At 67.9% G+C, this 26,700-nt stretch carries 27 protein-coding genes and 1 pseudogene; 9 read left to right on the top strand and 19 right to left on the bottom strand.

Annotated features, from left to right (window positions below; translation table 11 throughout):
- Positions 1 to 3 precede the first annotated feature (3 nt).
- From G6N37_RS26405 to G6N37_RS23110, 5 genes and pseudogenes are all read left to right on the top strand, one after another.
- Positions 4 to 238: pseudogene (locus G6N37_RS26405) on the top strand (hypothetical protein); the annotation flags it as partial.
- A 31-nt stretch (positions 239 to 269) separates the two neighbouring features.
- Positions 270 to 950 (top strand): hypothetical protein, encoded by a 681-nt coding sequence (locus tag G6N37_RS23125; RefSeq protein WP_232075158.1) that lies wholly within the window; start codon positions 270 to 272, stop codon positions 948 to 950.
- 236 nt (positions 951 to 1,186) lie between these two features.
- Complete coding sequence (locus tag G6N37_RS23120; protein ID WP_163683716.1) at positions 1,187 to 2,095, top strand: HAD family hydrolase; 909 nt, start codon at positions 1,187 to 1,189, stop codon at positions 2,093 to 2,095.
- A gap of 44 nt (positions 2,096 to 2,139) precedes the next feature.
- Positions 2,140 to 2,649: an FAS1-like dehydratase domain-containing protein gene (locus tag G6N37_RS23115; RefSeq protein WP_163683715.1), complete on the top strand. Its 510-nt coding sequence runs from the start codon at positions 2,140 to 2,142 to the stop codon at positions 2,647 to 2,649.
- 10 nt (positions 2,650 to 2,659) lie between these two features.
- Positions 2,660 to 3,586, top strand: coding sequence for a cyclopropane mycolic acid synthase family methyltransferase (locus G6N37_RS23110; RefSeq protein ID WP_163683714.1), 927 nt, complete (start codon positions 2,660 to 2,662; stop codon positions 3,584 to 3,586).
- A gap of 99 nt (positions 3,587 to 3,685) precedes the next feature.
- Here the strand turns inward: G6N37_RS23110 and G6N37_RS23105 are convergent, their stop codons facing one another.
- The 9 genes from G6N37_RS23105 to G6N37_RS23065 form a co-directional block, all read right to left on the bottom strand.
- Entirely contained in the window at positions 3,686 to 4,750 is a 1,065-nt protein-coding gene (locus G6N37_RS23105) for a lysophospholipid acyltransferase family protein (RefSeq protein WP_163683713.1), read from the bottom strand.
- A 20-nt stretch (positions 4,751 to 4,770) separates the two neighbouring features.
- Positions 4,771 to 5,883, bottom strand: a complete 1,113-nt coding sequence (locus tag G6N37_RS23100; protein ID WP_163683712.1) for an SDR family oxidoreductase — start codon at positions 5,881 to 5,883, stop codon at positions 4,771 to 4,773.
- 50 nt (positions 5,884 to 5,933) lie between these two features.
- The gene (locus tag G6N37_RS23095; RefSeq protein WP_003402602.1) at positions 5,934 to 6,035 is read right to left on the bottom strand and encodes a 30S ribosomal protein bS22; all 102 of its coding nucleotides are present in this window, start codon (positions 6,033 to 6,035) and stop codon (positions 5,934 to 5,936) included.
- A 157-nt stretch (positions 6,036 to 6,192) separates the two neighbouring features.
- Positions 6,193 to 6,447, bottom strand: coding sequence for a cell division/environmental response transcriptional regulator (locus G6N37_RS23090; RefSeq protein WP_046185670.1), 255 nt, complete (start codon positions 6,445 to 6,447; stop codon positions 6,193 to 6,195).
- Between the two features lie 139 nt (positions 6,448 to 6,586).
- Positions 6,587 to 7,462 (bottom strand): pyrroline-5-carboxylate reductase, encoded by an 876-nt coding sequence (gene proC / locus G6N37_RS23085; protein WP_174813880.1) that lies wholly within the window; start codon positions 7,460 to 7,462, stop codon positions 6,587 to 6,589.
- A 27-nt stretch (positions 7,463 to 7,489) separates the two neighbouring features.
- Complete coding sequence (locus tag G6N37_RS23080) at positions 7,490 to 8,332, bottom strand: thioesterase family protein (RefSeq protein ID WP_163683711.1); 843 nt, start codon at positions 8,330 to 8,332, stop codon at positions 7,490 to 7,492.
- A 15-nt stretch (positions 8,333 to 8,347) separates the two neighbouring features.
- On the bottom strand, positions 8,348 to 9,190 hold the full coding sequence (locus tag G6N37_RS23075; RefSeq protein ID WP_163683710.1) for a sugar phosphate isomerase/epimerase family protein: 843 nt from the start codon (positions 9,188 to 9,190) through the stop codon (positions 8,348 to 8,350).
- Between the two features lie 24 nt (positions 9,191 to 9,214).
- Entirely contained in the window at positions 9,215 to 10,183 is a 969-nt protein-coding gene (locus G6N37_RS23070; RefSeq protein WP_163683709.1) for a hypothetical protein, read from the bottom strand.
- Positions 10,180 to 11,196, bottom strand: a complete 1,017-nt coding sequence (locus G6N37_RS23065; RefSeq protein WP_174813879.1) for a Ppx/GppA phosphatase family protein — start codon at positions 11,194 to 11,196, stop codon at positions 10,180 to 10,182. The genes G6N37_RS23070 and G6N37_RS23065 overlap by 4 nt, the downstream gene beginning before the upstream one ends.
- A gap of 128 nt (positions 11,197 to 11,324) precedes the next feature.
- Between G6N37_RS23065 and G6N37_RS23060 the strand changes: the two genes are divergently transcribed.
- Positions 11,325 to 12,110, top strand: a complete 786-nt coding sequence (locus G6N37_RS23060) for a hypothetical protein (protein WP_163683708.1) — start codon at positions 11,325 to 11,327, stop codon at positions 12,108 to 12,110.
- Positions 12,111 to 12,116: 6 nt separating this feature from the next.
- On the opposite strand, the gene G6N37_RS23055 is transcribed toward G6N37_RS23060, so the two are convergent.
- Complete coding sequence (locus tag G6N37_RS23055) at positions 12,117 to 12,839, bottom strand: FadR/GntR family transcriptional regulator (RefSeq protein ID WP_179961866.1); 723 nt, start codon at positions 12,837 to 12,839, stop codon at positions 12,117 to 12,119.
- A gap of 42 nt (positions 12,840 to 12,881) precedes the next feature.
- On the opposite strand from G6N37_RS23055, the gene G6N37_RS23050 reads away from it, so the two are divergent.
- The 3 genes from G6N37_RS23050 to G6N37_RS23040 are packed head-to-tail and all read left to right on the top strand — an operon-like array spanning position 12,882 to position 16,041.
- Positions 12,882 to 13,844, top strand: a complete 963-nt coding sequence (locus tag G6N37_RS23050) for a hypothetical protein (RefSeq protein ID WP_163683706.1) — start codon at positions 12,882 to 12,884, stop codon at positions 13,842 to 13,844.
- On the top strand, positions 13,841 to 14,170 hold the full coding sequence (locus G6N37_RS23045) for a hypothetical protein (protein ID WP_163683705.1): 330 nt from the start codon (positions 13,841 to 13,843) through the stop codon (positions 14,168 to 14,170). Before G6N37_RS23050 ends, G6N37_RS23045 begins: the two co-directional genes overlap by 4 nt.
- Positions 14,167 to 16,041, top strand: coding sequence for a GMC family oxidoreductase (locus tag G6N37_RS23040; RefSeq protein WP_163683704.1), 1,875 nt, complete (start codon positions 14,167 to 14,169; stop codon positions 16,039 to 16,041). Before G6N37_RS23045 ends, G6N37_RS23040 begins: the two co-directional genes overlap by 4 nt.
- On the opposite strand, the gene G6N37_RS26715 is transcribed toward G6N37_RS23040, so the two are convergent.
- The 9 genes from G6N37_RS26715 to mshA all read right to left on the bottom strand — a co-directional run bounded on the left by G6N37_RS26715 (position 15,983) and on the right by mshA (position 26,681).
- Complete coding sequence (locus tag G6N37_RS26715) at positions 15,983 to 16,270, bottom strand: PPE family protein, SVP subgroup (RefSeq protein WP_372514737.1); 288 nt, start codon at positions 16,268 to 16,270, stop codon at positions 15,983 to 15,985. The genes G6N37_RS23040 and G6N37_RS26715 overlap by 59 nt on opposite strands.
- Positions 16,271 to 16,293: 23 nt before the next feature.
- Entirely contained in the window at positions 16,294 to 17,526 is a 1,233-nt protein-coding gene (locus tag G6N37_RS26500; RefSeq protein WP_163683702.1) for a PPE family protein, read from the bottom strand.
- A gap of 210 nt (positions 17,527 to 17,736) precedes the next feature.
- Positions 17,737 to 20,676: an MMPL/RND family transporter gene (locus G6N37_RS23025; RefSeq protein WP_269475733.1), complete on the bottom strand. Its 2,940-nt coding sequence runs from the start codon at positions 20,674 to 20,676 to the stop codon at positions 17,737 to 17,739.
- Positions 20,673 to 21,095, bottom strand: a complete 423-nt coding sequence (locus G6N37_RS23020; RefSeq protein ID WP_163683701.1) for an MmpS family transport accessory protein — start codon at positions 21,093 to 21,095, stop codon at positions 20,673 to 20,675. Before G6N37_RS23020 ends, G6N37_RS23025 begins: the two co-directional genes overlap by 4 nt.
- A gap of 881 nt (positions 21,096 to 21,976) precedes the next feature.
- A complete protein-coding gene (gene regX, locus G6N37_RS23010) occupies positions 21,977 to 22,660 on the bottom strand; it encodes a two-component sensory transduction protein RegX (protein WP_007167631.1) in 684 nt (227 codons plus the stop codon).
- A gap of 49 nt (positions 22,661 to 22,709) precedes the next feature.
- Positions 22,710 to 23,930 carry a sensor histidine kinase gene (locus tag G6N37_RS23005; protein WP_163683699.1) on the bottom strand — a complete coding sequence of 407 codons (1,221 nt, stop codon included), beginning with the start codon at positions 23,928 to 23,930 and terminating at the stop codon, positions 22,710 to 22,712.
- A gap of 153 nt (positions 23,931 to 24,083) precedes the next feature.
- Entirely contained in the window at positions 24,084 to 24,833 is a 750-nt protein-coding gene (locus G6N37_RS23000; RefSeq protein ID WP_163683698.1) for a phosphoglyceromutase, read from the bottom strand.
- 31 nt (positions 24,834 to 24,864) lie between these two features.
- Positions 24,865 to 25,383 carry a type III secretion system chaperone family protein gene (locus G6N37_RS22995; protein ID WP_163683697.1) on the bottom strand — a complete coding sequence of 173 codons (519 nt, stop codon included), beginning with the start codon at positions 25,381 to 25,383 and terminating at the stop codon, positions 24,865 to 24,867.
- Entirely contained in the window at positions 25,380 to 26,681 is a 1,302-nt protein-coding gene (gene mshA / locus G6N37_RS22990) for a D-inositol-3-phosphate glycosyltransferase (protein WP_232075155.1), read from the bottom strand. The genes G6N37_RS22995 and mshA overlap by 4 nt, the downstream gene beginning before the upstream one ends.
- Positions 26,682 to 26,700 lie beyond the last annotated feature (19 nt).

The following is a 26,700-nucleotide window of genomic DNA, read 5'->3' as shown; positions in this document are numbered from 1 at the left end:
CGGATGGCGCCGCTGGCGTGTGACCCGGTAGCCATCGACCGCGCCGGTGTCACGGTGCTCACCACCGGTGAGTCCCTGGGATCCGTGATGTCGTCCCTGACCGGCGGCGCTGGCAGGCAACGTCGGCATGGCCGGCGACGATCCGGTGGGCGCAGCGCTGGGCCGTAGATATGACGGCGCAGCGGCCAAGCTGCTCGAGGCGATGGCGGGCACCCGCAACGGGCTGTGCAGCATCGGCCGTAGGCGGCCGACGAGGAGGAACCTCCCCAATGAATATGCAATTTGGCGGCACAGCCGCTTCCGAAGGCTTCGCAGAGCTAGCGTCCTATTATGACCTTTGGCGCAGGCTTGCGAACTCAGAAGGCCGAGGCCCATACGAAGAGCCCGACTGGCATGAGGGCAGTTTGTACCTCCGTTCAGATTATTGGGACAAGATAAGAGAATGGCCCCAATGGGCCGAATTTGGCGATTGGTCCGCTTGGGTTATTGCGCCGATGCGTGGAGGTTGCTTCCGCGTGTTACGGTCGTTGAAGCACGAACGTGCCGCCCAGCGATCCGAAGAAATTTCCGCTATATTTTCGCGTTTTGTTGATGCAGGAAAATACGTGATCTTGCGGATGGGAGACAGCCTTCGCAGCGGCCTCCGGCTGAATACGCTATTTATTCAATGGGACGATCGGGGCCTCAACCAGCAATTAGAAGTCGGCCTGGCGGGCCCAGACGTAATCGACTTGTTGTGTACAGAGATGCCCACCCTCGATAAGGAGTCCGTCGGACGGTATCTCAAGCGTTACACGCTCAAGGGCGACCCCGACTCGTTTGCATATACGTTCCCTTCGGAAGAACCGAGGATGGAGATCCTCGCTTTGTCATTCGAAGAGCTAACTGCAGCGCTACTCGACGGCATGCCTAAAAGCATCACTTCGATGGCCGGGTTCGGTGAAAGTTAGACGTCAATTAGACAGGAGAGAATGGACTCCCGTCGGAATGATTCACCGTCAACGTCTCGCGGACTCAGCGATCAAGACCACCCAGCCCGCCGAACGTGAAGCTAGCTTCACGCTCGGCGCCCAACGTGAAGCTAACGTCACACTCGGCATGAACCACTCCCCGCCCCCTCCGGATAGGGTTGAATGTCGGGACCCACTGGGTCGCCAGGCAACACAGCGATCTAGGAGGTTTGGCGATGACTTCCTCTGGCCCGGTCAACGGAGACGCCGGTCGGGTTGACCTGGAGTCGCTCACCGCCGACGCCAGCGCCGCCCGCGCGCTGGAAGGCCTGCGGGCGGAAACCGCCGCCGACGAGGATCGCCCGCAGCCGCCGATAGACCTGACCGCGGCCGCCTTCTTCGACGTGGACAACACGCTGGTGCAGGGCTCCTCGGCGGTGCACTTCGGCCGCGGGCTCGCGGCGCGCAACTACTTCACCTATCGCGACGTCCTGGGCTTCATCTACGCCCAGGCGAAATTCCAGATTCTCGGCAAGGAGAACAGCAACGATGTCGCCGCCGGCCGGCGCAAAGCGCTCGCTTTCATCGAGGGCCGATCGGTCGAGCAGCTGGTGGCCCTGGGCGAAGAGATCTATGACGAGATCATCGCCGACAAGATCTGGCCGGGCACCCGCGAGCTGACCCAGATGCATCTCGACGCGGGCCAGCAGGTGTGGCTGATCACCGCAACGCCCTACGAACTCGCGGCGACCATCGCCAGGCGGCTCGGCCTGACCGGCGCCCTGGGCACCGTCGCCGAGTCCGTCGACGGCGTATTCACCGGCCGGCTCGTCGGCGACATCCTGCACGGCACCGGAAAGGCGCACGCGGTGCGGTCGTTGGCGATCCGGGAGGGGCTCAACCTCAAACGCTGTACCGCCTACTCGGACAGCTTCAACGACGTGCCCATGCTGTCGCTGGTGGGCACGGCCGTTGCCATCAATCCCGACGCCCGCCTGCGCACCCTGGCCCGCGAACGCGGCTGGGAGATCCGTGACTTTCGCACCGCCCGCAAGGCCGCGCGGATCGGGGTGCCCTCGGCATTGGCGCTGGGAGCGGCCGGCGGCGCACTGGCCGCGGTGGCATCCCGGCGACAATCGCGCTGATAGGCTGCGCCGCTGAGACTATTCGAGCGGAGAGCGACAGCGGCATGACGACCCCCAAAGAAGCCGAAGGACTGATCGGCAGCCACTACCGGGCACCGGATTATTTCCTGGTCGGACGCGAGAAGATCCGGGAGTTCGCGCTCGCGGTCAAGGACGATCATCCGACGCACTTCAGCGAGGAGGAAGCCGCCGCTGCCGGGTATGACTCGCTGCTGGCCCCGCTGACATTCCTTGCCATCGCCGGACGGCGCGTGCAGCTCGAGATCTTCACCAAGTTCAGCATTCCGATCAACATCGCCCGGGTGATCCACCGCGATCAGAAGTTCAAATTCCACCGGCCGATCGTGGCCGGAGATAAGCTGTACTTCGACACCTATCTCGACTCGGTGATCGAATCCCATGGCACCGTGCTCGCTGAGATCCGCAGCGAAGTCACCGACGCCGATGGGGAGCCGCTTATCACCAGCGTCGTGACGATGCTGGGGGAAGCCACAACTCAAGCCGACACTGACGCAACAGTGGCCGCGATTGCATCCATATCAGCCGGAAAGTAGGGTCAAATTAATGACTTCACAGGGGGAAATGGGTAGCACCCAGCTGAAGCCGCCGGTCCAGGCGGTCCGATCTCATTACGACAAATCGAACGAGTTCTTCAAGCTGTGGCTTGACCCGTCGATGACCTACAGCTGCGGCTACTTCGACGAGAATCCGGACCCGCAGAATCTGACCAAGACGCTGGAAGAGGCGCAGTACGCGAAGCGCAAGCTCGCGCTGGACAAGCTCAACCTCCAGCCCGGCATGACGTTGCTCGACATCGGCTCCGGCTGGGGCTCGACCATGCGGCACGCGGTGGCCGAGTACGACGTCAACGTCATCGGCCTGACGCTGAGCGAGAACCAATACGCCCACTGTGTGGCCGAGTTCGAGAAGATGGACAGCCCCCGCCGCAAAGAGGTGCGGATCCAGGGCTGGGAGGAATTCCCCGACGAACCGATCGACCGCATCGTGTCGCTGGGCGCGTTCGAGCACTTTGCCGACGGAGCGGGCGACGCCGGATACGAGCGTTACGCCACCTTCTTCAAGAAGTACTACGACCTGCTGCCCGACGACGGCCGCATGCTGCTGCACTCGATCGTCGTGCCCTCCGCCGAAGAAGGCAGGGCGATGGGCTTGCAGGTGAACATGACCCTGCTGCGGTTCATCAGCTTCATCTTGAAGGAGATCTACCCGGGCGGAAAGTTGCCCCAGGTCGACCTGGTCGACAAGTACGCGACTGACGCGGGTTTCAAGATCGAGCGACACCACTTCATCGGCAAGAACTACGTCCCGACGCTGACCGCCTGGGGGGATGCCCTCGAGGCGCACAAGGAAGAGGCGATTGCCCTGAAGGGGCAGGAGACCTACGACATCTACTTGAAGTACTTGCGGGGCTGCTCGGACCTGTTCCGCGACGGCTACACCAACGTCTGCCAGTTCACGCTGGTCAAGTAATTCGCCCGAGAACGCCCCGGAAGCCATTGGCGCCGGGGCGTTTTCGCGTCACCGAATGGGCCGTATCGCGAAGCGCTCAGAACCGGAAAACGAAGGATTTCAGCCGAAGAAGATGTTGCGACGGCCCGCGAGCAGCCGGTACAGCGTCTGCTGGATGGTCTCGCGGACCTGATCGGTCACCTCGAAGGTGACCATCGGGTCGTCGGCGTCCGAGGCGGCGTAGTCGTTGGTGTAGATCGGCTCGCCGAACGCGATCCGCCACTTCGACGGCAGCGGCACCAGGCCGGCCGGACCCGCCAGGGGGAACAGCGGCGTGATCGGGAAGTAGGGCAGGCCGAACAGGCGGGCCAGCAACTTCACGTCGGTCAGCATCGGGTAGATCTCTTCGGACCCGATGATCGAGCACGGGATGATCGGCGCCTTGGTGCGCAGCGCCGCCGTCACGAAGCCACCGCGACCGAAGCGCTGCAGCCGGTAGCGGTCCTCGAAACGCTTGCCCAAGCCCTTGTAGCCCTCGGGGAACACGGCGGTGAGCTCGCCGGCGGCCAGCAGCCGGTGCGCGTCCGTCGTGCAGGCCATGGTGTGGCCCGCCTTGCGGGCGGCTTCGCCCACGACCGGCAGGTCGAACACCATGTCCGCCGCGAGTAACCGCAGGTCCCGCTGCGCGGGATGCTCGTCGTGGACCGCGACCGAGAGCATCAAGCCGTCGAACGGCAATACCCCGGCATGGTTGGCCACCACCAACGCGGCCCCTTCGCTGGGCAGGTTTTCGACACCGCTGACCTCCACCCGGAACCACGACCGGAAGAAGAACCTCAGCAACGGCCGGACGATCGCGCTGTTGAAATGCGGGTCGAAGCCGAACTCGTCAACGGTGTAGTCACCCGTGATCCGCTGGCGCAGGAATCCGGCGACCGCGGCGACGCGCTGGGCCAGTTCGTTGAGCGGGACCTCCGCCGAGCCCGCGGCCGCGCCGCGACGGTGCTCATCGATTTCGCGGACGACGGCGGCGAGCTGTTCGGCCGACGCCCCACCGTGAGGGTCCCCAAGCAACGACGGATGCTGGCGAGATGACTCCGCGCGCTGATCGGCTCTCCGTCGCGCGGCTACCCGGCCCCGATTCGTGTGCAGTGGAATGACATTGGCTCTGGATTCACCCGCCACGATACCTACCTGACCCCACCCTACGGAACTGGATTTCGGCTACCCCAGCGCTGAGCTAAAGATATGGCGCGACCTTCCAAGGAGCGTACCCGATGCGGGTCGATAATGGGAGTCATGCCGCGACCCCGGACGTAGTCGTCGAACGCCTCGGCAGTCGTCCATTTCGGCTGGAAACCGAGCTCCGAGCGCATCCGGGTGGTGTCCATGACCCGGCCGTAACTCAGGTAGGCGAACTGATCGCGGCTGATCTCGTTATAGCGATTGGCCCGCCTCAGCGAATCCAGCGCCCAGACGCCAAAACCCGGCACCGGCAAGGGAATTCGCCCCGCACGGCGGATCGCCTGCGACAGCATGACGATCCCGTCGGCGCCGATGTTGAAGGTGCCGGCCTTGCCCGCCATCGCCGCGCGCTCCAGTGCGCCCAACGCATCTTGCTCGTGCAGCAACTGCAGCCGCGCGTCCCGGCCGAACATCGTGGGCACCAATGGCCCGGCCAGGTACCGCGAGAGCGTGGTGTCCATCGCCGGACCGATCATGTTGGCCAGCCGCAGGATCGTCACGGCGATATCGGGCCGGCGCCGTCCCAGGCCGCGCGCGTAGCCCTCGATGTCGAGGCTGTCCTTGGCGAAGCCGCCACGCAGCGGCCGGCGGCTGGTGCTGTCCTCGGTGAACATCACCGGGTCGTGCGCGCTGGACCCGTACACCTCAGACGTCGACTTGAGCACGACGCGGCGCACCGACGGCGCCTTCTGGCAGGCCGCGAACAGCTGCATCGCGCCCATCACGTTGATTTCCTTCAACGCCGCGGTGCCCCCGGACCGCGGGGCGTACGACGCCGCCGCCGCATGCACCACAGTGTCGACGTCGCCGTTACGAATTACCTTGGCGATGAAGGGATTCCGGATGTCGGCCCGAACGAACTCGGCGCGGCCCATCCGGCGCAGCAGGTCCTTGCTGGGCGCGATCGCGTCCACCGCGATGACCCCTTTGATCATCGGGTTCTGCGCGAGCCGGGCGGTCAGGTAGCCGCCCAGGAACCGGCACGCACCGGTAACCAGCACAACTTTGGGGTAATGCACCGTGTTGCTCGCGGTGTCGCCGGTTCCGGCGCCTTCCCCACTGGACTGATCCACCCAAACAGCCTATCGACTGGGAGAGACCGCAGCGTGACGCCGCGGGGGCCCTACTTGCCGAGTTTTCTGCGCTGCACCCGGGTGCGGCGCAACAACTTGCGGTGCTTCTTCTTCGACATGCGCTTGCGCCGCTTCTTGATTACTGAACCCATGAACTCCGCTATCTGACCCGTGACCTGCTTGCAGGATTGACCGGGACACTTTACCCGGCGGGACGCACCGAACACCAAACCGGCGTCATGACCGCCGGGGAGCCGCGAAGCGCATGGCTGGCCGGCCGCGCGCGCTCAGCGCGCCGCCGGATTCAGGTCAGCCCGCGTCGAAGTACGACGTCTCGAGCATGTCGTGCACCGCCTTGGCGTGCACCCGGAAAGACCGCCCGACCCGGACCGCGGGCAGCTCGCCGTTGTGCACCAGTCGGTACACCGTCATCTTCGAGACCCGCATCAACGCCGCGACCTCGGCGACGGTCAGAAATTGTGTCCTGCCCTGCTGGCCTTCGCCGGAACCGGTGTCCCGCTTACCAGCAGAATCTCGCGCCGATGGCCCGTTCGTAGACGTCATCGCAACCCAATCGTGTCAGGCCCGCGCAATGCCAGCGGCTTCCCCTCCGCTGGCCCCACACGTGCATACAAAGAGGAGAATAGCGGGACTAATGGGGTTACTGGTACTGGTGGGGGACAATCAGTTCAAAATTCTTGGATTACTCCGATGTAATTCTTAGCTGCTCAGAGCGGGTTTTGGCGGCCTGAATGGCCGCGTCGACGGCCGCCCGCAGGCCGCCCTTTTCCAGCTCGCGAAGGCCGGCCGCGGTGGTGCCACCAGGCGAAGTGATGGTCGCCCGCAGCTGGGTGGGGGTGGCGTCGACGCGCAATCCCGGCACCTCCCCCTCGCCCGGCCGCCGCTCGGCGTCCATCCGTTCCAGCAGCATGGCCGCCGATCCGGCCATCGTCTGCGCCGTCAGGTCGGTCGCCACCTCCCGGCTCAGGCCCGCGGCGACACCGGCGTCCACCAGGGCCTCCACCATCAGGAAGAAATATGCCGGCCCGGACCCCGAGAGCGCGGTCACGGCGTCCATCTGGGCTTCCGGCACGGTGAGCACGCCGCCGACGGAATCGAACAGGGCCGAGACCCCCTCGAGCTGCGGGTTGGTGACGAACCGCCCCTTGGCCAGCGCGGTCACCCCCGCGCCGACCAAGGCCGCCGCGTTCGGCATCGCCCGGACCACGGGCGTGCCGGCGGGCAGCTTCGACTCGAAGTACGAGATGCTGATCCCCGCCGCGACCGTGACGAACACCTGCTCGGCGGTGTCGCTCTCGGACGCGGCGGCCGCCCGGACCAGCTCGGTCATCACCGGCTCGACATCGCCGGGTTTCACCGCGACCACGACGAAGGACGCGTTCTCCACCGCATCGGCCACCGAGGTGATCAGCACGGAATAGGTGGCGGCCAGATACTCGGCGCGCTCCGGCACCCGTTCGGCCACCACCAGGTCTTTGACCTGCCGGCCCGCGCGCAGCAGACCCGACAGCAGCGCCTCCCCGATGCTGCCGCCGCCGACGATCGCGATTCTTGCCATGCCCGACAGCATCGCAGACACCGGCGGCTACCCGGCGGCAGGGACCAACGCCAGTTGGCGGGCTTGCACCACGAGGCGGCCCAGGCTGTCGACGACGGTGTGGTCCTCGTCGAACCAGTCGTGCCCGATCTCCGTGCACGTCGCGATGATTCGCAACCACCCGTCGGCGGGCAGGCCACGCAGGAAGGCGGTCAGCTGGACGGTGGGAGCCCAGCCCGTGCGTTCGACGGCGAAGGTCACCGGCGCCGACAGATCCCCGCACATGAGCGCGAACAGCGCATCGGGGGCCACGCCGCGGGGGCGCGCCCACATCTGGATCACCGGTGGGCCGCCGTCGGCGGACGGCCCCAGGGTCGAGAGGACGGGTCGCACGTCGCAGCCTTCGCCCAAGTGCACCAGGCCGGCCAGGGGATGGCCGGGCCCGATCGGCGCGATGTCGTCGGGCGGCTCGGGCGCCATCAGCTCCACCACCGGATTGGCCGACAGCAGCGGCTTGGCGGCGCCGTCGGGCGGAAAGTGCTCCGGCTCCCCCAGATTGACCACGGCGTGCACGGCGGTGCGGTCGCCCTGGGTGAGCTCGACGTCGACGACGCTGATCCGGCGGCCGCGCTTGCGGATCGAGGTCACCAGCCGCATCGGCCCCGGATCGGGGGCCCACAGGAAGCTCGCCGACACCGCGACAGGTTGCTGGACCGGTTCCAGGCCGTCCGGCTCTCCGCCGCAGGCGCTGCGGGCGGCCTTGGCGCACAGCGCCAGCATGGCGCCGCCGTGCACCTTGGGGCCGATGGTCCAGTGCTTGTCGAGTTCGCCGTCAAAGACGCCGGGGGCGACCTCCCGCAAGGCCATTGCGGTGGTGAATAGCGCGTTCATGGTCTCCTGGATATGTCAGCGCAGCAGGTGCGTGCGGGCGAACTGCAAGGATTCGGCGAGCATGCTCTCGCGCTCGTTGGCGCTGCGCGCGCTGGACGTCGACACCTCCAGGATGACGTGGCCGGCGAAGTGGCTGCCGGCCAGCATCTGGCACACCTCGGCGGTGGGCTGCGTGCCGCGTCCGGGCACCAGGTGCTCATCGGCGGGCAGGCCGCTGCCGTCGCACAGGTGCAGGTGGACCAGCCCACCGCCCATCCGCTGCGCCATGTCCAGCGAGTCGCTGCCGGCGGTCGCGGTGTGGGACAGATCGAGCGTGTAGTGCGCGTGGTTGCCGTCCAGCGGGTCGTAGGAGGGCGCGAACGCCGATATCGCCGGGCCGGGGCCGCCACCACGCCGGCGCATCCGCTCGCGCGACTGGCCCGACCCGAAAAACCGGTCCGCCCGGAAGGGGAACATGTTCTCCACAGCGATCAGCACGTCGCTGGACGCCTCCAGCGCGGCGACCTGGTCGCTGAATCCCTCGGCGTAGCGACGCTGCCAGCGAAACGGCGGGTGCACGACGACGGTCTGCGCGCCGAGCTGTTCGGCGGCCCGCACGCTGCGGTCCAGCTTGGGAATCGGGTTGGCGCCCCACACCCGCTGGGAGATCAGCAGGCAGGGCGCGTGCACGGACAACACCGGTACGCGATAGCGCCGGGACAGCTTCTGCACGGCGTCGATGTCCTGGCTGACCGACTCGGCCCACACCATCAGCTCGACCCCGTCGTAGCCGAGCCGGGCCGCGTACTCGAACGCAGCCTCGGCCCGCAACGGGTACACCGAAGCCGTGGAGAGTCCGACTTTGATAGCTGGGCGCAACGGTCTATGTGGTTCCGGGTCCGCCTAGCCTGACTGCAACGACAGCGCCAACGGGCCCAGGGTGATCAGCGCCCCCACCGCTACGGCGATCAACGTGCTGGCGATGTCCTCGGTCTTGCGCACCACCCGGACGCCGACCACCAGGCCAAGGATCACCAGCACCGAGAGCACCAGAGCCACGATGCTGTTCCAGCGCCACAGCTGGTCGAAGGCGACGAACAATCCGGCGCCGAAGGCGACCGCCAGGATCGACTGGAATACGACCAGGCTGCCGCGCCACAGCGCCTCGAACCGGCCGGTGGCCGGGTGGACGTCGGTGGCCGCGGCCTCGTCCTCGAGGTGCTCCTCGGCTGGCCGGGCGGACCAGCCGCTCGCCGGGGCGAATCCGGCGGCCAGCGGATCTGCGTCCTCGTCGGCCTCGTCGGTCTCGGTGCGCAGGTAGGAGCGCACGTAGGCGGAGTCCTCCAGCGCGGGTTCGGCTTCGCGCACCTCCGAATCCATCACGTCGACCGGAAGGTCGGTGTAGTGGTCCAGCGGGTCGGGGTTCATGCCCTCGGCACCGGATTGACCGGTGCCGTTGGTCTCCCCGGCCTCGAGATGGCTCAGGGGGCGCGGGTAAGCGCTGCGCTCCGGCCCGGGTGCCTTCTTGGGCTGCGGTGGCGACTTGGGCCAGCGCGGCTCCGGCTGCGACCAGAACGCGGCCGCGGGCCGGTCCTCGGTTTGCGGCTCGGGCTCGGCCCGCTCGGCGACGCGTTGCTCGGCGGCGGGTTCCGCGCGCCGCTGCCCGGCCGTGCGCGGGTCCTCGTCGTCGTCCCGGATGACCGGGATCTCGCCGGTCAGCTCGGCGACGGTCACCGCGTCGCTATCGCCGCGCCGCCGGCGCCGCCGCCGCGTCACGGCCGGGGCGCCGATGGTTCCATTCCTGGCCAGAAGTTCGGCCACCGAGATCGGCCGAGTCCCGGGGCTCTCGGTCTCGGAGTGTGGTCCGGTCATCCTTTGTCGCCTCTCGATCGGTTGCCGTCCCGATCACCTGCCTGCCCTCCAGCATCGCGCACGGATCGCTTCATGAGGGGCGTTCCGTCGGCTTCGCTGTCGAGTTTGCGCAAGATGAGACCTTCCCGTAATGCCCACGGGCAGATATCCACCTGTTCAATCGACAGCGCTCGCATACTCGCCTCCGCCACCAGCGCACCCGCCACGATCTGCGGCGCCCGCTCGGCGCTCACCCCCTCCAGTTCTGCCCGGTCAGCGGTCGTCATCCTAGAGATGAAAGATATGAGTTGCCTGAGGCCGTTTGCTGTGAGCGTCCTTTTCGCCCGCGGTCCGGCGGCTGAGGGCGCCGCGCCGGTGAGCCTGGCCAGCGAGCGGAACGTCTTCGACGTCGCCACCGCCAGGTCCGGGGCGCCGGCTTCGAGCACCGTCACCGCCGAGTCGGCCAGCTCCGCGTCCAGCCAGTCGCGCAGCATGCCGACCCGGCGACGGCCGGGCGGATCGTCGGGCAGCCATTCGCGGGTCAGCCGGCCGGCGCCCAGCGGCAGCGACAGGGCCACCTCGGGCTCCTCGTCGACGCCGCTGGACATCTCCAGCGAGCCGCCGCCGATGTCGAGGTTGATGATCCGGCCGGCGCTCCACCCGTACCAGCGGCGCACGGCCAGGAAGGTCAGCCGCGACTCGTCGACCCCGCTCAGCGCCTCCAGCTCGACGCCGGTCTCCTTGCGGACGCGGGTGAGCACGTCGTCGGAGTTCACCGCGTCGCGCAGCGCGGACGTCGCAAAGGCCATCAGCTCGGCGCAGCCGGAGCTGTCCGCGATCCTGGCGAACTCGTCGATCGTGGAGATCAGCTTCTCCGCACCGCGCTTGGTGATCTTGCCGGAGCTGTCGATCGACTCGGCCAGACGCAGCGTGGCCTTCGTTGAACTCATGGGCGTGGGGTGCCCACCACGGTGCGCATCAACCACCAGCAGGTGAACCGTGTTGCTGCCCACGTCGAGCACGCCCAATCGCACGGAAAACAACCTAGTCGGGTATGGGCGGGCCCCGCTTTGCGGCCCGCGCAGGAGCTTGCCGACGTTGCGCGGTCGGGCCCCGAGTGTCAGCGGCTCGGAGAGCCGGAATCGTCGTCTAACGTGGACCCGTGGCGAATTCCTACCCGGAGCCGGGACACGAGGTCGAGCTGGACTTCGCCCGTGAGTGGGTGGAGTTCTACGACCCCGACAATCCCGAGCACCTGATCGCGGCCGACCTCACCTGGTTGCTGTCCCGGTGGACGTGTGTGTTCGGCACGCCCGCCTGCCACGGCACGGTGGCCGGCCGCCCGGACGACGGATGCTGTTCGCACGGGGCGTTCTTGTCCGACGACGACGACCGCGCCCGCCTCGACGACGCCGTGAAGCAGCTGACCGACGAGGACTGGCAATTCCGCGAGAAGGGCTTGGGCCGCAAGGGGTATCTGGAACTCGACGAGCACGACGGGACACCCCAGTACCGCACCCGCAAACACAAGGACGCCTGCATCTTCTTGAACCGGCCGGGCTTTCCCGCCGGCGTCGGATGCGCGCTGCACAGCAAGGCCCTCAAGCTGGGCGTCGCGCCGCTGACCATGAAGCCCGACGTCTGCTGGCAGTTGCCGATCCGGCGCAGCCAGGAATGGGTGACGCGGCCCGACGGCACCGAGATCCTGAAAACCACTGTCACCGAATACGATCGGCGCGGCTGGGGCTCGGGGGGCGCCGACCTGCACTGGTATTGCACCGGCGACCCGGGCGCCCACGTCGGCGCCAAGCAGGTGTGGGAGAGCATGGCCGACGAGCTCACCGAGCTGCTCGGCGCCAAGGCGTACGCCGAGCTGGCGGCAATGTGCAAGCGGCGCGGCAAGTTGGGACTCGTCGCGGTGCACCCGGCCACCCGCCTCGCCGAATAGCCCCCGTCAGGTCGCGCGCTTCTTGTTGTACGACAAGACCATTCGCTGCGCGCTCGCCCGCAGGTAGTCCTCGACCGCGGCGGCGGCCGCGGCCTCGTCGCCGGCCAGCACGGCGTCGGTGATCGCACTGAGCCCGGCCACCACCGGCGCAGCGTCGTCGTAGGCGGCGGTGAGCTCGTGCTCGCGGCCGCCGAAGGCGTGCTCGACCCAGCGATACAGCAACGCCAGCGCCCGGTTGCCGCTCTGCTGGATGAGCACCCGGAAGTAGGCGAGGTCGGCGGCCTGGCGCGCCGCCGGGCCGTCGGCCTCCCGGACCGCGGCCAATGCCGCGCGCAGGATCCCGGCGTCCTCGGGGGCGCCGCGACGCGCGGCGGACCTCCCGATCAGCGGTCCCAGCGCGGCCCGGATCTCGAAGAGCTCCACCAGGAACTCGGGCCCCAGCTTGCGGACCAGCGCCTCGACCACCGCCGGGTGGGTGAGCGCCTGCGGGTCCGCGACCACGTTGCCGCTGCCGTGGCGGGCCTCGATCAAACCCATCTGTTGCAGCCGGGCCAGGCCCTGGCGCAGCGACGTGCGGTTGACACCGAGTTGCTCGGCCAGTTCACGCTCCGGCGGCAGGGCCGAGCCCGGCGGGAACGCGCCGTCGAGGATGGCGTCGGTGATCGACGCGGCGATCTGTTCATCGACGCGTTGACGATCGAGTGGACGCAGCGGACTTGACTGGTTCATTGGTTCAACCAATATAGTGGACGGACCCACCGGAGGTGAGCAATGGACGAGGACACGCGGTCGGCGGCGACGCCACGCTGGCGCGGCAAGGCGGGCCGCCTGGAGGTCTGGTACGCCACGCTGTCGGATCCCCAGACGCGCGCCGGGCTGTGGGTGCACTGCGAGACGGTGGCCCCGGTCACCGGTGCCGACCAGGCCTACGCGCACGGCTGGGCCACCTGGTTCGCGCCCGACGGTCCGCCGCGCACCGGGCGGTTCGGACCCGTGCCCACCCAGCCCGCGACCGGCCCCTGGTGGTTCGACGCCGAGGGCGTACGGGTGGGCGACAAACAGCTCAGCGGACGTGCCGGGTCGCTGGCCTGGGATCTGTCCTGGACGGACACCGGCGCTCCGCTCTGGACGTTTCCCCGCGCGGCCTGGGACCGCGAGCTGCTGCCGGGCGCCCAGGTCGTCATCGCCCCCACCGCCGACTTCACCGGCTCGCTCACCATCAACGACGCCGCCGCGCCCATCGAGGGGTGGCGCGGCGGCGTCGCCCACATCTACGGGCACGGCAACGCCAAACGCTGGGGCTGGGTCCACGCCGACCTCGGCAACGGCGACGTCCTCGAGGCGGTCACCGCCGTCTCGCACAAGCCGGGCCTGCGCAGGCTGGCCCCGCTGGCCTTCGTACGCTTCCGGATCGATGGAAAGGATTGGCCCGCAAGCCCTTTGACCGGGCTCCTGCCTTCGCTGCGGATGCGGACGACGCTCGGCGTGGCCCACTGGCAGCTGGAGGGGCGCATCGGCGGTCGCCGGGTGCTCATCCGGATCGATCAGCCGGCGGAGAAGTGCGTGAGCCTGGGCTACACCGACCCCGACGGCGGCGCAGCGGTGTGCACCAACACCGAACAAGCCGACGTCCACGTCGAGATCGACGATCGGCGGTGGTCGGTGCTCGGACATGCCGAGGTCGGCCTGCGCGGCCCCGAGGCGCCCGACCTCAACGAAAGGATTCCGACATGAGCTTTCTCCTCGACCCGCCACTGCTGTTCGCCGCGGGGGCGCTGATCGAACGGCAGGTGCCGCCGGATCGTCGCGATGTCGCCGAGGCCGCCACCCTGGGCGTCTTCTTCGGCGGATCGTTCGGGCTCTACAACAACGTGCCCGGGCTCGGCGTCCTGTGGCGGCCCTTCCGCGCCCGCAACGGCCGCGACTTCATGTGGAACAGCGGCGTTTTCGGTGTGCAAACCGAACAGCTCGACTGGCCCATGCACGCCGCCGCCGGGGCCATCTTCGCCACCTACCCGTTCTTCATCAAGATGGGCCGCCGGCTCGGACGCCTGCTATGAGTCGGCTGGCCGAGCGGGCAACCGCGTCGTTCGGCACCGCGCTGCTGCCGCGGGAGCACGGCGGCCCCCCGCCGGGTCAGCTGGTCGAGCGCATCGAGCGCTACCTCACCCAGCTCCCGGCGACGTCCCGGCTGGGTGTCCGGGCCGGGATGGCATCGGCAACTGCCGCAAGCTATCTCACCACCGGCCGGTCACTGGCGCGGCTGAGCCCGGACCGGCGCGCCCAGGTGCTGCGGCGGGTCGCGGCGCTCAGCCCGGAGGCCGGTGCTGCCATCGAAGCCGTGAAGGCAATCGTGTTGCTGGCCAACGGCGCCGACGCCTACGCGCCGGAACTCTTCGCCCGCGCCCACCGGCACGACGTGGCGCGCCCCGACGCGGACCTGACCGTCACCGTTTCGGCCGATAGCCCGTCCCTTGTCACCGCCGACGCCGTGGTCATCGGTTCCGGCGCCGGCGGCGCGATGGCGGCCCGGACCCTGGCCCGTGCGGGTCTCGACGTCGTCGTGCTCGAGGAGGGACGACGGTGGACGGTCCAGGAATTCCGCACCACGCACCCGATCGACCGCTACGCCGGGTTGTACCGGGGCGCCGGGGCCACCATCGCGCTGGGACGCCCGTCGGTGGTGTTGCCGATCGGCCGCGCGGTCGGCGGCACCACGGTGGTGAACTCCGGCACCTGCTACCGGCCGCCGGCGGCCGTGCAGCGGCGCTGGCGCGACGAGTTCGGGCTCGCCCTGGCCGATCCCGACCGGCTGGCCGAGCACCTCGACGACGTCGAACGCACGCTGCGGGTCGCCCCGGTGCCGCTGGAGATCATGGGCCGCAACGGGCGGCTGCTGCTCGACGCCGCCGCCACCCTGGGCTGGGACGCGGCGCCCATCCCGCGCAACGCGCCGGGCTGCGAAGGCTGTTGCCAGTGCGCGATCGGCTGCCCCCGCAACGCCAAGTTCGGCGTGCACCTCAACGCGCTGCCCGAGGCGTGCGCCGCGGGTACGCGGATCATCTCGCACGCTCGCGTCGAACGGGTGCTGCACGAGCACGGACGCGCCCGCGGGGTGCGCGTCCGCCGCCCCGACGGCACCACGCTCGACGTCCTGGCCGACACGGTCGTCGTGGCCGCAGGCGCCACCGAGACGCCGAACCTATTGCGGCGCAGCGGATTTGGTGCGCACCCGCGACTCGGCCGAAATCTTGCCCTGCATCCGGCGACGGTGCTCGCCGGGCGGTTCGAGGACGACGTCGTCGCCTGGCACGGGGTGCTGCAGAGCGCCGCCGTCCACGAGCTGCACGAATCGCACGGCGTCCTCATCGAGGCGACCTCCACCCCGCCCGGGATGGGCTCGATGGTCTTTCCCGGCTACGGCGCCGAGCTGCTCGGCTGGCTCGACCGGGCGCCCCGGGTGGCCACATTCGGCGCCATGGTCGCCGACCGCGGTGTCGGGTCGGTGTCGTCCGCGCGCAGCGAAACGGTCATCCGCTACCCCATCGACCGGGCCGACATCGCCAAGCTCATGGTCGCCATCGAGGCGATGGGCCGGCTGCTGTTCGCCGCGGGCGCCGTCGAGGTGCTCACCGGTCTGCCCGAGGCCAAGACGGTGACGTCACTGCCGGCGCTGCAGGATGCGCTGCGCCGCAGCAACCCGAGAAGCCTGCACCTGGCCGCGTTCCACCCGACGGGCACGGCGGCGGCGGGCACCGACGATCAGCTCTGCCCGGTCGACGAGACGGGGCGGCTGCGCGGCGTGGACGGCGTGTGGGTGGCCGACGCCTCGATCCTGCCGAGCTGTCCGGAGGTCAACCCGCAGGTGTCGATCATGGCCCTGGCGCTGGGTGTCTCCGACGCGGTGATGGACGCCCGGCGCGTCCGGTGATCGTTGCCATCAGGGCCCGCTGGAACGTGCGCCCCGGCGCGGCGGCATCGACGCCGGTGTCCGGCAAGGAAGGCCGATCCGACTCGACCGTCTTGTCCACCACCGTCCAGCCCGGCGGCACCGCCAGTGACCCGAGCGTGGCCGCGTTGCCTGAGTCCGCGGATGGCGCGCCGACACCGGACGAGGGGTGGAACGGCCATACCGGCCGGGTCTTGTTGTGCGCCCGCATGTTTCCCGCCTGCCGCGCTTCGCTCAACCGGCACTCGCCAGGTCGGCACCGGTAACGGTCTGGACCCATTCCACGAGCCCATCGACGTCGAGCTGAGGCTGAATTCCCGCGGTACCGGCCAGGCCCGGCGAGGCCAGCCCGCCTAATGCGGCACCCAATGCGCTCGGCGAGCTGGGCAGGGGGGTGACCGTGGCGATGCTGACGGTGCCGAAGACGTTGGTGATGGACGCGCCTGCGGGGCCGGCGATAGCGGTGGCGGTGTTCGCGAACGTCTGGACGGCGACCTGTTCCGCGCCGACGACGGGCAGTGTGGCCGAGCCGTTGACGAGGGCGACCAGAACCTCCTGGAACGATCCGGGCGTGAGGACGAGGGGGCTGGACCCCGCGGTGACGTCAACGCCGCCGGGGATCAGCACACCGCCCTCGGAACAGTCGATAATCGTGTGAATTGTGCTGCCGGGGTTGACGATAACGGAGCCGAAGCTGATGAGGTTGGTGCCGGAGCCCGTGATCGTGATCGAGCCGCTGTTGAGGTACATGCCCGTGTTGGCGCCGATGGTGATCGTGCTGCCCGGCGGGGCGACGACAGTTTCGCCGGGAGCGACGGGCGTGACCGCGTTGGCGGTGGTCGAGCTGACCGTGTGGACCGTGGCATTGGTCGAGGCCAGCTGCTGTGTGGCGTTGCCGGTGGCCTGCGCCACCGTCTGGGCCTGAGCGGCCTGCCCGGACGGGTTGGTGGTCTGCGGCGGTTCGTCGAACGGGGCCAGGGTGCTGGCGGTCTCACACGCGGCGGAATAGCCATACATCGCCGTGGCGTCTTGGACCCACATCTGCATGTACTGCGCTTCGGTGGCCGCGATCGCCGGGGTGTTCTGTCCGAAGAAATTGGTCGCGATCAGCGCCAGCAACTGCGCCCGGTTGGCCGCGATCACCGGCGGCGGCACCGTCATCGCAAACGCCGCCTCGTAGGCCGCCGCCGCCGCGTAGGCCTGGGCGCCGGTCTGGGCGGCCTGCGCGGCGGCAGCGGACAGCCACTCCACATAGGGTGTGGCCGCGGCCGCCATCAGCAGCGAGGAGGGGCCGGACCACGCCTGGCCGGTCAGCCCCGCCAGCTCGGCCGCATAGCCGTTGGCGGTGGACTCCAGCTGGGCGGCCAACGCGTCCCAGCCTGCGGCGGCCGCCAGCATCGGTCCCGATCCGGGGCCGGCATACATCAGCCCGGAGTTGACCTCCGGGGGCAACGACGCAAAGTCCATGTCGACGGTCCTCTCAGCGGCGGGCCGGGATATTTTCAACAGTCATAGAATACTTTTTTAACGGCGATAGAATAACGCCGGACGTGGTCGGGCACCAGCAATCGACGCAAACCCCGCGTGACAGCAAGCCGCGCCCCCACTCGCGCGGCGGTCGCCGAGATCGCTCCGACGCCGAGACGCTCGGCGAGGGTTAGACGATTGGCTTGCGAGCTACGCCTGCGAATCCCGGGGAACCGCGTGCCGCGGCTGGTACAGCAGGGCACGAACCAGCGGGCGCGGCCCGACGGACCGAAGCATCTGGCTGGCCGGGCGGACCCGTACCCGCTTCGGCCACCAGAACCAGCGACCCATCACCGTCATGATCGAAGGCGTGATGAGCGATCGGACGACGAAGGTGTCGAACATCAGGCCCAGCCCGATCGTCGTGCCGAACTGGCCGATCGCCCGGAGATCGCTGGTGATCATCGTGGCCATCGTGACGGCGAACACGAGACCGGCCGCGGTCACCACCGGCCCGGTGAGGCCCATGCCGCGGATGAGTCCCGTTTTCAGGCCGGCTCCGATCTCCTCCTCGATTCGGGACACCAGCATCAGGTTGTAGTCCGAACCCACCGCCAAAAGCACGATCAGCGCGAATTCGGTTGCCACCCAGTGCAACTGGAAATTGAGAAGATGCTGCCAGATCAGGGTGGAGAACCCGAAGGCGGCCCCGAGCGACATCACGATCGTGCCGACGATGACGCCCGCAGCGACCAGGGCGCGGGTGACGATCACCATGATGATGAAGATGAGCACGATCGAGGCCACCCCGGCGATCAGCAGGTCGTACTTGGCGCCGTTGGCGATGTCGTTAAACGTTGCGGCCGTGCCGCCGAGGTAGATGTCGGCGTTTTGCAGCGAGGTGAGTTTCAGCGCCTCCTTGGCCGCTTGGCGCTCCTGATTGACGGACGAGATTCCTTCCGTCGTCGCCGGATCCACCGCGTGGGTGATGATGAAGCGAGCGGCCTTGCCGTCAGGCGACACCATCAAGCTCAACCCCAGCTGGAAGTCCGGGTTCTGGAAGATCTCGGGCGGCAGGTAGAACAGGCTCTCGATCTGAGAGTCGTTGAAGGACTTGCCCATCACGGCGTTCGTGTCGGTCAGCCGGTCGAACTGATCGACCAGGTTGTCGAACGTGCTGTAGATGGTCAGCGTCGTATCGCGGATCGCCTTGGTGACGGCGATGTTCTCGGGAATGATCGCCAGCAATTCGCGGGTGGCCGCGGCCGTGTTGGTGAGGTCGCTGGTGAGGGCGTGGAACTTCTCGGCCAGTAGATCGAAACCGTCGAGGGCGTCGAACAGGCTTCGTAGCGACCAACAGATCGGGATGTCGTAGCAGTGCCTCTCCCAGTAGAAGTAGCTGCGAACCGGTCTCCAGAAGTCGTCGAAATCCGCGATGTGGTCGCGGATTTCGTCCGTGATGGCCGCCGTCTCCCCCGTGGTTTTCGCGCTGTGATCCGCGGCGTCCGCGAGCTTCTGGGTCACCGCGTACTGGCGCTCCAATAGGGTGATCTGGGTGTCGAGGAAGCCGGTGATCTTCTTGATGTCGCCGACGCGGTCCTTGAGGTAGTTCAGGTTGCTGCGGATCGGCGCGGTTTGCACACTGAGCTGGAACGGAACAGATCCATCTTGGATCGGCGGCCCAAGAGGTCTGGTGATGCTCTGCACCCGTTCGATGCCGGGCACCCGGAAGATGGCTCCGGCGATCTTGTCCAGGACCAGCATGTCGGTCGGATTGCGCAGGTCGTGGTCCGATTCGATCATCAGCAGGTCCGGGTTCAGCCGGGCCTGGGTGAAGTGTTGATCGGCCGCGGTGTACGCCTGAACCGAGGACGCACTCTTCGGCAGGTAGTACAGGTCGTTGTAGCGCGGGTTGAAGCCCGACAATCCCACGGCGCCGACAATCGCGAGGATGACGGAGGTGGCGAGGATCGGCGCCGGCCACCGCACGATTGCCGTCGCCAGGCGGCGCCACCGGGTGTAGTTGAACTTTCGCTTCGGATCGAAGAGGCCGAAGCCGCTCGCGAACGCGATCAGCGCCGGCGTCAGGGTCACCCCGGCGGCCACCACCACCAGCAGACCGATTGCGCACGGATACGCCAGCGAACTGAAGTAGGGCAGCCGGGTGAAATGCAGACACGCCAACGCCCCGACGATCGTCAAACCCGAACCCAGAACCACCTTGGTGACCCCGGCGAAGGTGTCATAGTAGGCGGCTTCGCGGTCGAGCCCCCGCTCGCGACCCTCCTGGTAGCGGCCCACCATGAAGATCGCGTAGTCGGTCCCGGCCGCGATGGCCAGCGCCGTCAGCAAGTTGACCGCAAACGTCGACAGCCCCATGATGCCGGTGTCGCCCAGCAGCGCCACCACGCCCCGGCCGGTGGCCAGGCCGACGAACAGAATCACCATCGTCAGCAGCACCGTGCCGATGGACCGATAGACGAACATCAGCATGATCGCGATGATGATGACGGTGATGATCGTCATCTTGAACAGGCTCGCGTTACCGACCACGATCGTGTCGTCGGTCAGGGCTCCCTGGCCCGCGACGTAGGCCTTCACCCCCGGCGGCGGCTTCGAGTCCTCGACGATCTTGCGAACCGCGTCAACCGACTTGTCGCCGACGGCGCCGCCCTGGTCGCCCCGCAAATTGACCTGGACGTAGGCGGACTTGTGGTCGTAGCTCTCGACGCCCGAGGCCGTAAACCGCTGCCCCCAGAAGTCGAGCGCATGCTCGACGTGTTTGGTGTCCTGCTTCAGCTTCTTGACCAGATCGTCGTAATAGCGGTGAGCGTCCTGGCCCAGAGGTTTGTCACCGACGAGGGTCACCAGGACGAGGTTGTCGGAGTCGTACTCCTTGAATTTCTCCCCGATGTGCTTCATCCCGGTCACCGAAGGCGCGTCGGATGGCGAGAGCGGCACCGAGACGTCCTCGGCAACCTTCTCCAACTGCGGGACGAAGATGTTGACGCCGACCGCGATCAGCAGCCAGATCAGGACGATCGGCAGCGCGAGGACGCGGATGGTGTGGGCGACTCGCGGTTTGCGCTCCACCCCGGTGCGCGGCGCGACGGGGATTTCGTCGGTGTCGTTGGTGTCGTCGTCGGTCACGCGGATTTGTCCAAGCAGGAGACCTGCGCATCGCGCGTGTTGACCTGTTGTTGATCGACCAATTTGCCGTCGACGGTGATCCGGCAGCCGATCGAGGGACCGTCACCCTGGGCGACGACGTAGGCGAAGATGCCGGGCATCTCGGCGACGATCGTCTGCGACCACGGCAACGTGGTGAAGTTGGCCTTCTGCGGTTGCGCGTCCGCATCCATCCAGTTGACGACGCCGGTCGTCCCCGGCGGTCCCAGGATTTCGTAGATGGCAGTCTTGGCCGCATACGGCGGGGTCGCATCCCGCGGATCGGGTTTGGGTAGGCCCGGTCCAGGGAAGACGCCGTTGAGGCGGTCCACCGCAACGCCGCCGATGATCACTGCCACGAGCACGACGAGCAGAACCCATCCCCGCCTCAGAAGCGTCAAGACCGTTCTCCCCGATCACGATTGCCCGACGGGGCTGATGTTAAGACACTTCGTCCGTTCAGGCATTTCGTCGCGTGCGCCACGGCTAACCGAACACCATGGCTGCCGAATTCATTCCTGCGGTGCGCCGTCGTTACGCCGCCCGGCCGTCACCGCACCGCTCGTCGTGCCCCACCTGATCCGCTTGCTCTGGGATACCGGGGCGGGCCACTCGCGTGTGGACGAGACGAAGCGACGATCAACAGAGCGGTACGCACGACCGCGTTGCACGGCGAAAAACCGTGAGCCGGTTGCGTGGGAAACATTCCGCGCTGCAGGCCATTCCGCAGCGTCGCGCAATTAGCACCTATTGACCTGGTGCGCCCTCGATTTCACCGAAATGACTGCGCCGGTCGCGCCAAAACTGCGGTGATGGGAGAAGGGACGGCGACCGAGTTAGTTTCAGAAAGTAATTCGCTGGCGCAGGCGATTTCGCGTTGAATTCTCCGCACTGGGCGTCTTGCGGGAGTCGATTGCCGCCGTCGATCTCAAAACCAGCACCGATTCGGGGCCGCGGCGCGTACCCTGACCGGCATGGCTACCAGGACCAGGGTCAAGACCTGTGTACATTGCGGCCACACGTTTGATCCCGACGCCCGCCGGCGGGACCTGTCCGATCCGGGCTGGCTTCCGGCCGCATCAAGTTATTGTTCGCATGAATGCAGTGACCGGTTCCACTGCGATATGACGCATTGCTGCTCTACCCACGCGAAAGCGAAGACTCACCACCCGGCCTCCAAGGCAGCGCGATAATCCGCGCCTCCGCCCAGCCGGAGCGCGCCGTCGAAAGCGGTCGACACATCACGTGGGACGCCGATGCGATCAACCGTTGCTCGGAAGGGCTAGCCTTCGAGCTTGTAGCCCAGCCCCCGCACGGTCACCAGGTGGACCGGGTTGGCCGGATCGGCTTCGATCTTGGACCGCAACCGCTTGACGTGGACGTCGAGCGTCTTGGTGTCGCCGACGTAATCGGCACCCCACACCCGGTCGATCAACTGCCCGCGGGTCAGCACCCGGCCGCTGTTGCGCATCAGGTACTCGAGCAAGTCGAATTCCTTGAGCGGCAAGGTGATTGTGTCGCCGTTGACTGAGACGACGTGTCGCTCGACATCCATCCGAACCGGTCCGGACTCGAGCACACCGTCGCTGATTTCGGAGTCGTCGTCCCCGCCGCGGCGCAGCACCGCGCGGATCCGGGCGATCAACTCGCGCGCCGAATACGGCTTGGTCACATAGTCATCGGCGCCGAGCTCCAGCCCGACGACCTTGTCGATCTCGCTGTCGCGCGCGGTCACCATGATCACCGGCACGCTGGAACGAGCGCGCAGCTGCTTGCACACGTCGGTCCCCGACATGCCGGGCAGCATCAGATCGAGCAACACGATGTCGGCGCCGCCACGATCGAACTCGGCCAGCGCGGCTTGTCCATCGGTCACGACCGTGGCCTCGAAGCCCTCTTTGCGCAACAAGAATGCCAGCGGATCGGCCAGCGACTCCTCGTCCTCCACGATCAGCACACTGGTCATGCGCGCCACTCCTTCTCATCGCGATGCTCTGCATCGTCGTAAGCGCGGGTCATCGACTTAGTTCTTCCTCTCGTTGTGACCTGTTGGGCCGCACCTCGCGACCCTGCGGTGGCTCGGGTTGCTCGTCATCGTCCTTGTAGGCCGGAATCGACAGCGTGAACGTCGATCCCGTCCCCGGCTTGCTCCACACCCCGATGCTGCCGTTGTGGTTGGCCGCGACGTGTTTGACGATGGCCAGGCCCAGCCCGCTGCCGCCAGTGGCGCGCGAGCGTGCCTTGTCCCCCCGGAAGAACCGCTCGAAGACCCGCTCCTGGTCTTCCAGCGCGATCCCGATGCCACGGTCGGTGACGGCGATCTCGATGTTGTCGCCGCGGCGGCGACGGCTGATCGAGACCGGCGAACCGGGCGGCGAATAGGCGATCGCGTTGGACACCAGGTTGGCCAGCGCGGTGACCAGAAGCGTTTCGTCGCCCAGCACCCGCAGGCCACTGGGCGCATCCGTGCGAACCTCGATCTGCGCGTTGTCGGCGGCCACCTTGTGGCGTGAGATCGCTTCCGACACAACGGTATCCACGTCAACCTCGGTGACGTTGGGCAGCCGCTCCGCGCCCTGCAGCCGAGACAGCTCGATCAGCTCGGCGACCATGTCCCCCAGCCGGTTGGCTTCGACGAGCACCTTTTCGGCAAACCGGCGGACGGTTTCGGGGTCGTCCGCCGACGCCAACAGGGCCTCGGCGAGCAGCGCCATGGCCCCGACCGGGGTCTTGAGCTCGTGGCTGACATTGGCCACGAAGTCGCGCCTGGTCGCTTCCATGCGCGCATAGTCGGACTGGTCGTGGGCGAACACCACGGCGAACCGGCGGTCTTCCTCGCTGAGCAGCCGGGCCTGACCGTGCACCGACAGCCCGGACCGGCCCGCCGCCCGCTTGGGCGGCCGCAGGTCGAATTCGACATCGACGCCGCCGAGCGCCTGCTGGGCCGCCTCCCATGCCTGGTCATCGAGCTGCCGGTCGCGCACCAGGCCCAGCTCCTTAGCCCGATCGTTGAGGTAGACGACGTCGCGGTGGGAATCCACCACCGCGACCCCCAGCGGCATCAGTGCGACGATGCGTTGCAGCATCTGCGCGACGGTGATCCCCGTCCATTCGGTGCTCACTCGCTGCCGGCGCTGGGCCGCTCTCGGCGACAGCCGGGTCCCGGCTGCTACACCTATGGCCAGCCCCAGCACGGACAACACCCCGGCCAGCAACAGCGCCGAGAACACAGTCACATAGCAAATCCTACAAATCTTCCTGAACGCTGCCCTAGCGGAACGAGGCCAAAATCGGACAAGTCACACTTTCCGCTTCAGGTGTTCCACTTCCGTTCACGCGATGTTCGGCAAACAGGCCTATGAGAAGCGCAGACGGCGCCGCGAGCGGCGTCACCCGCGCCCTTGGCTGGCTACCGCCGCGGCACCCGCGGCGGCCGCCTCCGGGTCCAGGTAGGTACCGCCCGGCAGCACCGGCCGCAGGTCGGAGTCCAGGTCGTAGCGCAGCGGAATCCCGGTCGGGATGTTCAGCCCGACGACGTCGTCGTCGGACATCCGGTCGAGGTACTTGACCAGGGCCCGCAACGAGTTGCCGTGCGCGACGATCAACACCGTCTTGCCGCTGCGCAGGTCCGGGACGATGACGTCGGTGAAGTACGGCAGGAACCGGACCACCACGTCGGCCAGGCATTCGGTCAGCGGGCCGCCGCCGATGTTGGCGTACCGCGGGTCGGTGTCCTGGCTGAACTGGCTGCCCTTCTCGATCGGCGGCGGCGGCGTGTCGTAGCTGCGCCGCCAGGTCATGAACTGCTCCTCGCCGTAGCGCTCCTTGGTCTCCGACTTGTTCAGGCCCTGCAGCGCGCCGTAGTGCCGCTCGTTGAGCCGCCAGCTGCGCCGCACCGGGATCCACAGCCGGTCGGCGGCGTCCAGCGCCAGGTGCGCGGTGGTGATCGCGCGGCGCAGCAGCGACGTGTAGAGGACGTCGGGCAGCAGGCCCTGCTCGGCCAACAGCTCGCCGCTGCGCACCGCCTCGGCCCGGCCCTTTTCGGTCAGCCCGACGTCCACCCAGCCGGTGAACAGGTTCAGGGCGTTCCAGTCGCTCTCGCCGTGGCGCAGCAGCACCAGCGTGGCAGTGTCTCCCATGGCGGCAAGTCTCTCACGCCCCCGGGGCGCGTCAGTCGTCCCCGTCGTCGTCTTCATCGATCAGGTGAGCGAACGCCTGCAGGTTCTTCAGCGACTCGCCGCGGGACACCCGCCACTCCCATTCTTTCTGTATCGACGAGCGAAAGCCCAACTCCAACAACGTATTGAAGTCCGAGTCCACCGCTTCGAGCACCTGTCCGAGCACTCGATCGATCTCGTCGGCGTCCACCGACGCCAGCGACATGCGGCCCACCAGGTAGATGTCGCCGACCTTGTCGAGCGTGTAGGCCACCCCGTAGAGGCGGCGGTTGCGCTTGAGCAGGAAGCGGTAAACGCCCTCGTGGTTCTCGTCGGGCTTGCGGCACACGAACGCCTCGACGCGCACCGAATGCTCGCCGATGCTCAGGATGGTGTTGGTCTTGAGCTTGCGCTCGCCGGGCAGCTCCACCACCATCCCGGGCGGACCGCCGTGCGCGCCATCGTGTTTGGAGTAGGCCAGACCGCTGGCCCGCAGCGCGTCCTCGATCACGCGCTCCACAGTGGACGTCATGCGCCCACCCCGCGCCGCTCCTCGGTGTATGCGCTGATCGCGCGGCGATAGCTGGCCAGCAGCGCGTCCGTGGTGTTCTCCCAGGAGAACGTGGCCGCGTGCGCGGCGGCCGCGCGGCTCATCGCCTCGGCCCTCCGCCCGCGCAGCCGCAGCATCCCATCCAGCGCGTCGGCCCACCGGTCGACCTCATGACCGGACACCAGCGTGCCGGTGATCCCGTCGCGCACCGCCACCGGCAGGCCGCCGACCGCGGCGGCGACCACGGGCGTGCCGCACGCCTGCGCCTCGACGGCCACCAGGCCGAACGACTCCGAATAGCTCGGCACGGCGACCAGGCTGGCGGCCCGGAACAAGGTCGCCAGGTCCGTGCGGGACTGCGGCGGCAGGAACGTCACCCGCGCCGCGATGCCGAGCTGGTCGGCCAGCCGCCGCAGCCCGTCCGGGGACGCCATGCCGCTGCCCGACGGGCCGCCCGCCACCACGATGCGCACGCCCGGCAATTTCGCGGCGGCGCGCAGGACGATGTCGGGCGCCTTCAACGGCTGAATCCGCCCGACGAACGCGACGACGTCCTCGTCGAGCGGCAACCCCAGCGCGGCCCGCGCCGCCCGGCGGTCGCCCGGGCGGAACACCTCGAGATCCACCCCCGGGTGGACGACGTCGATTCGGGCCGGGTCGGCGCGATGGATCGAAACCAGTTGCCTGGCTTCGTCATCGGTGTTGACGATCAGCCGGTCCGCCTCGTCGACCACCTGCTGTTCGCCGATTGTGCGCAGTGGCGGCTCGGGCGCGTCGCCCGCGGCCAGTGCCGCGTTCTTGACCGCGGCGAGCGTGTGCGCGGTGTGCACCAGCGGCACCGCCCAGCGGTCGCGGGCCAGCCAGCCCACCTGTCCGGACAGCCAGTAATGCGAGTGCACGATGTCGTAGTAGCCCGGTTCGTGCGACGCTTCCGCGCGCAGCACCCCGGCGGCGAACGCACACAGCTGCGTGGGCAGGTCGTATTTGTCCAGGCCCTCGAACGGGCCCGCCACCACGTTGCGCACCAGCACGCCGGGCGCCACCCGCGCGACGGGCGGGTCGGCGGACGCGGTGGCCCGGGTGAAGATCTCCACCTCGATGCCGCGGCGCGCCAGGTGCAACGCGGTCTGGAGCACGTAGACGTTCATGCCCCCGGCGTCGCCGGTGCCCGGCTGGGCCAGCGGTGAGGTGTGCACCGCCAACACTGCGACGCGGCGCGGTTTCAGCCGGAATACGTCATCGTGCCGCACCTTCTCATCTTTACAGGACGGCCGGCTCACCAGCCCAACGCCCACGGCA

It is taken from the genome of Mycobacterium seoulense, assembly GCF_010731595.1.
In the GTDB taxonomy this organism is placed as follows: Bacteria; Actinomycetota; Actinomycetes; order Mycobacteriales; family Mycobacteriaceae; genus Mycobacterium; species Mycobacterium seoulense.
Note: the sequence above shows the minus strand (reverse complement) of the source record. Positions and strands in the feature narration are given on the sequence as shown.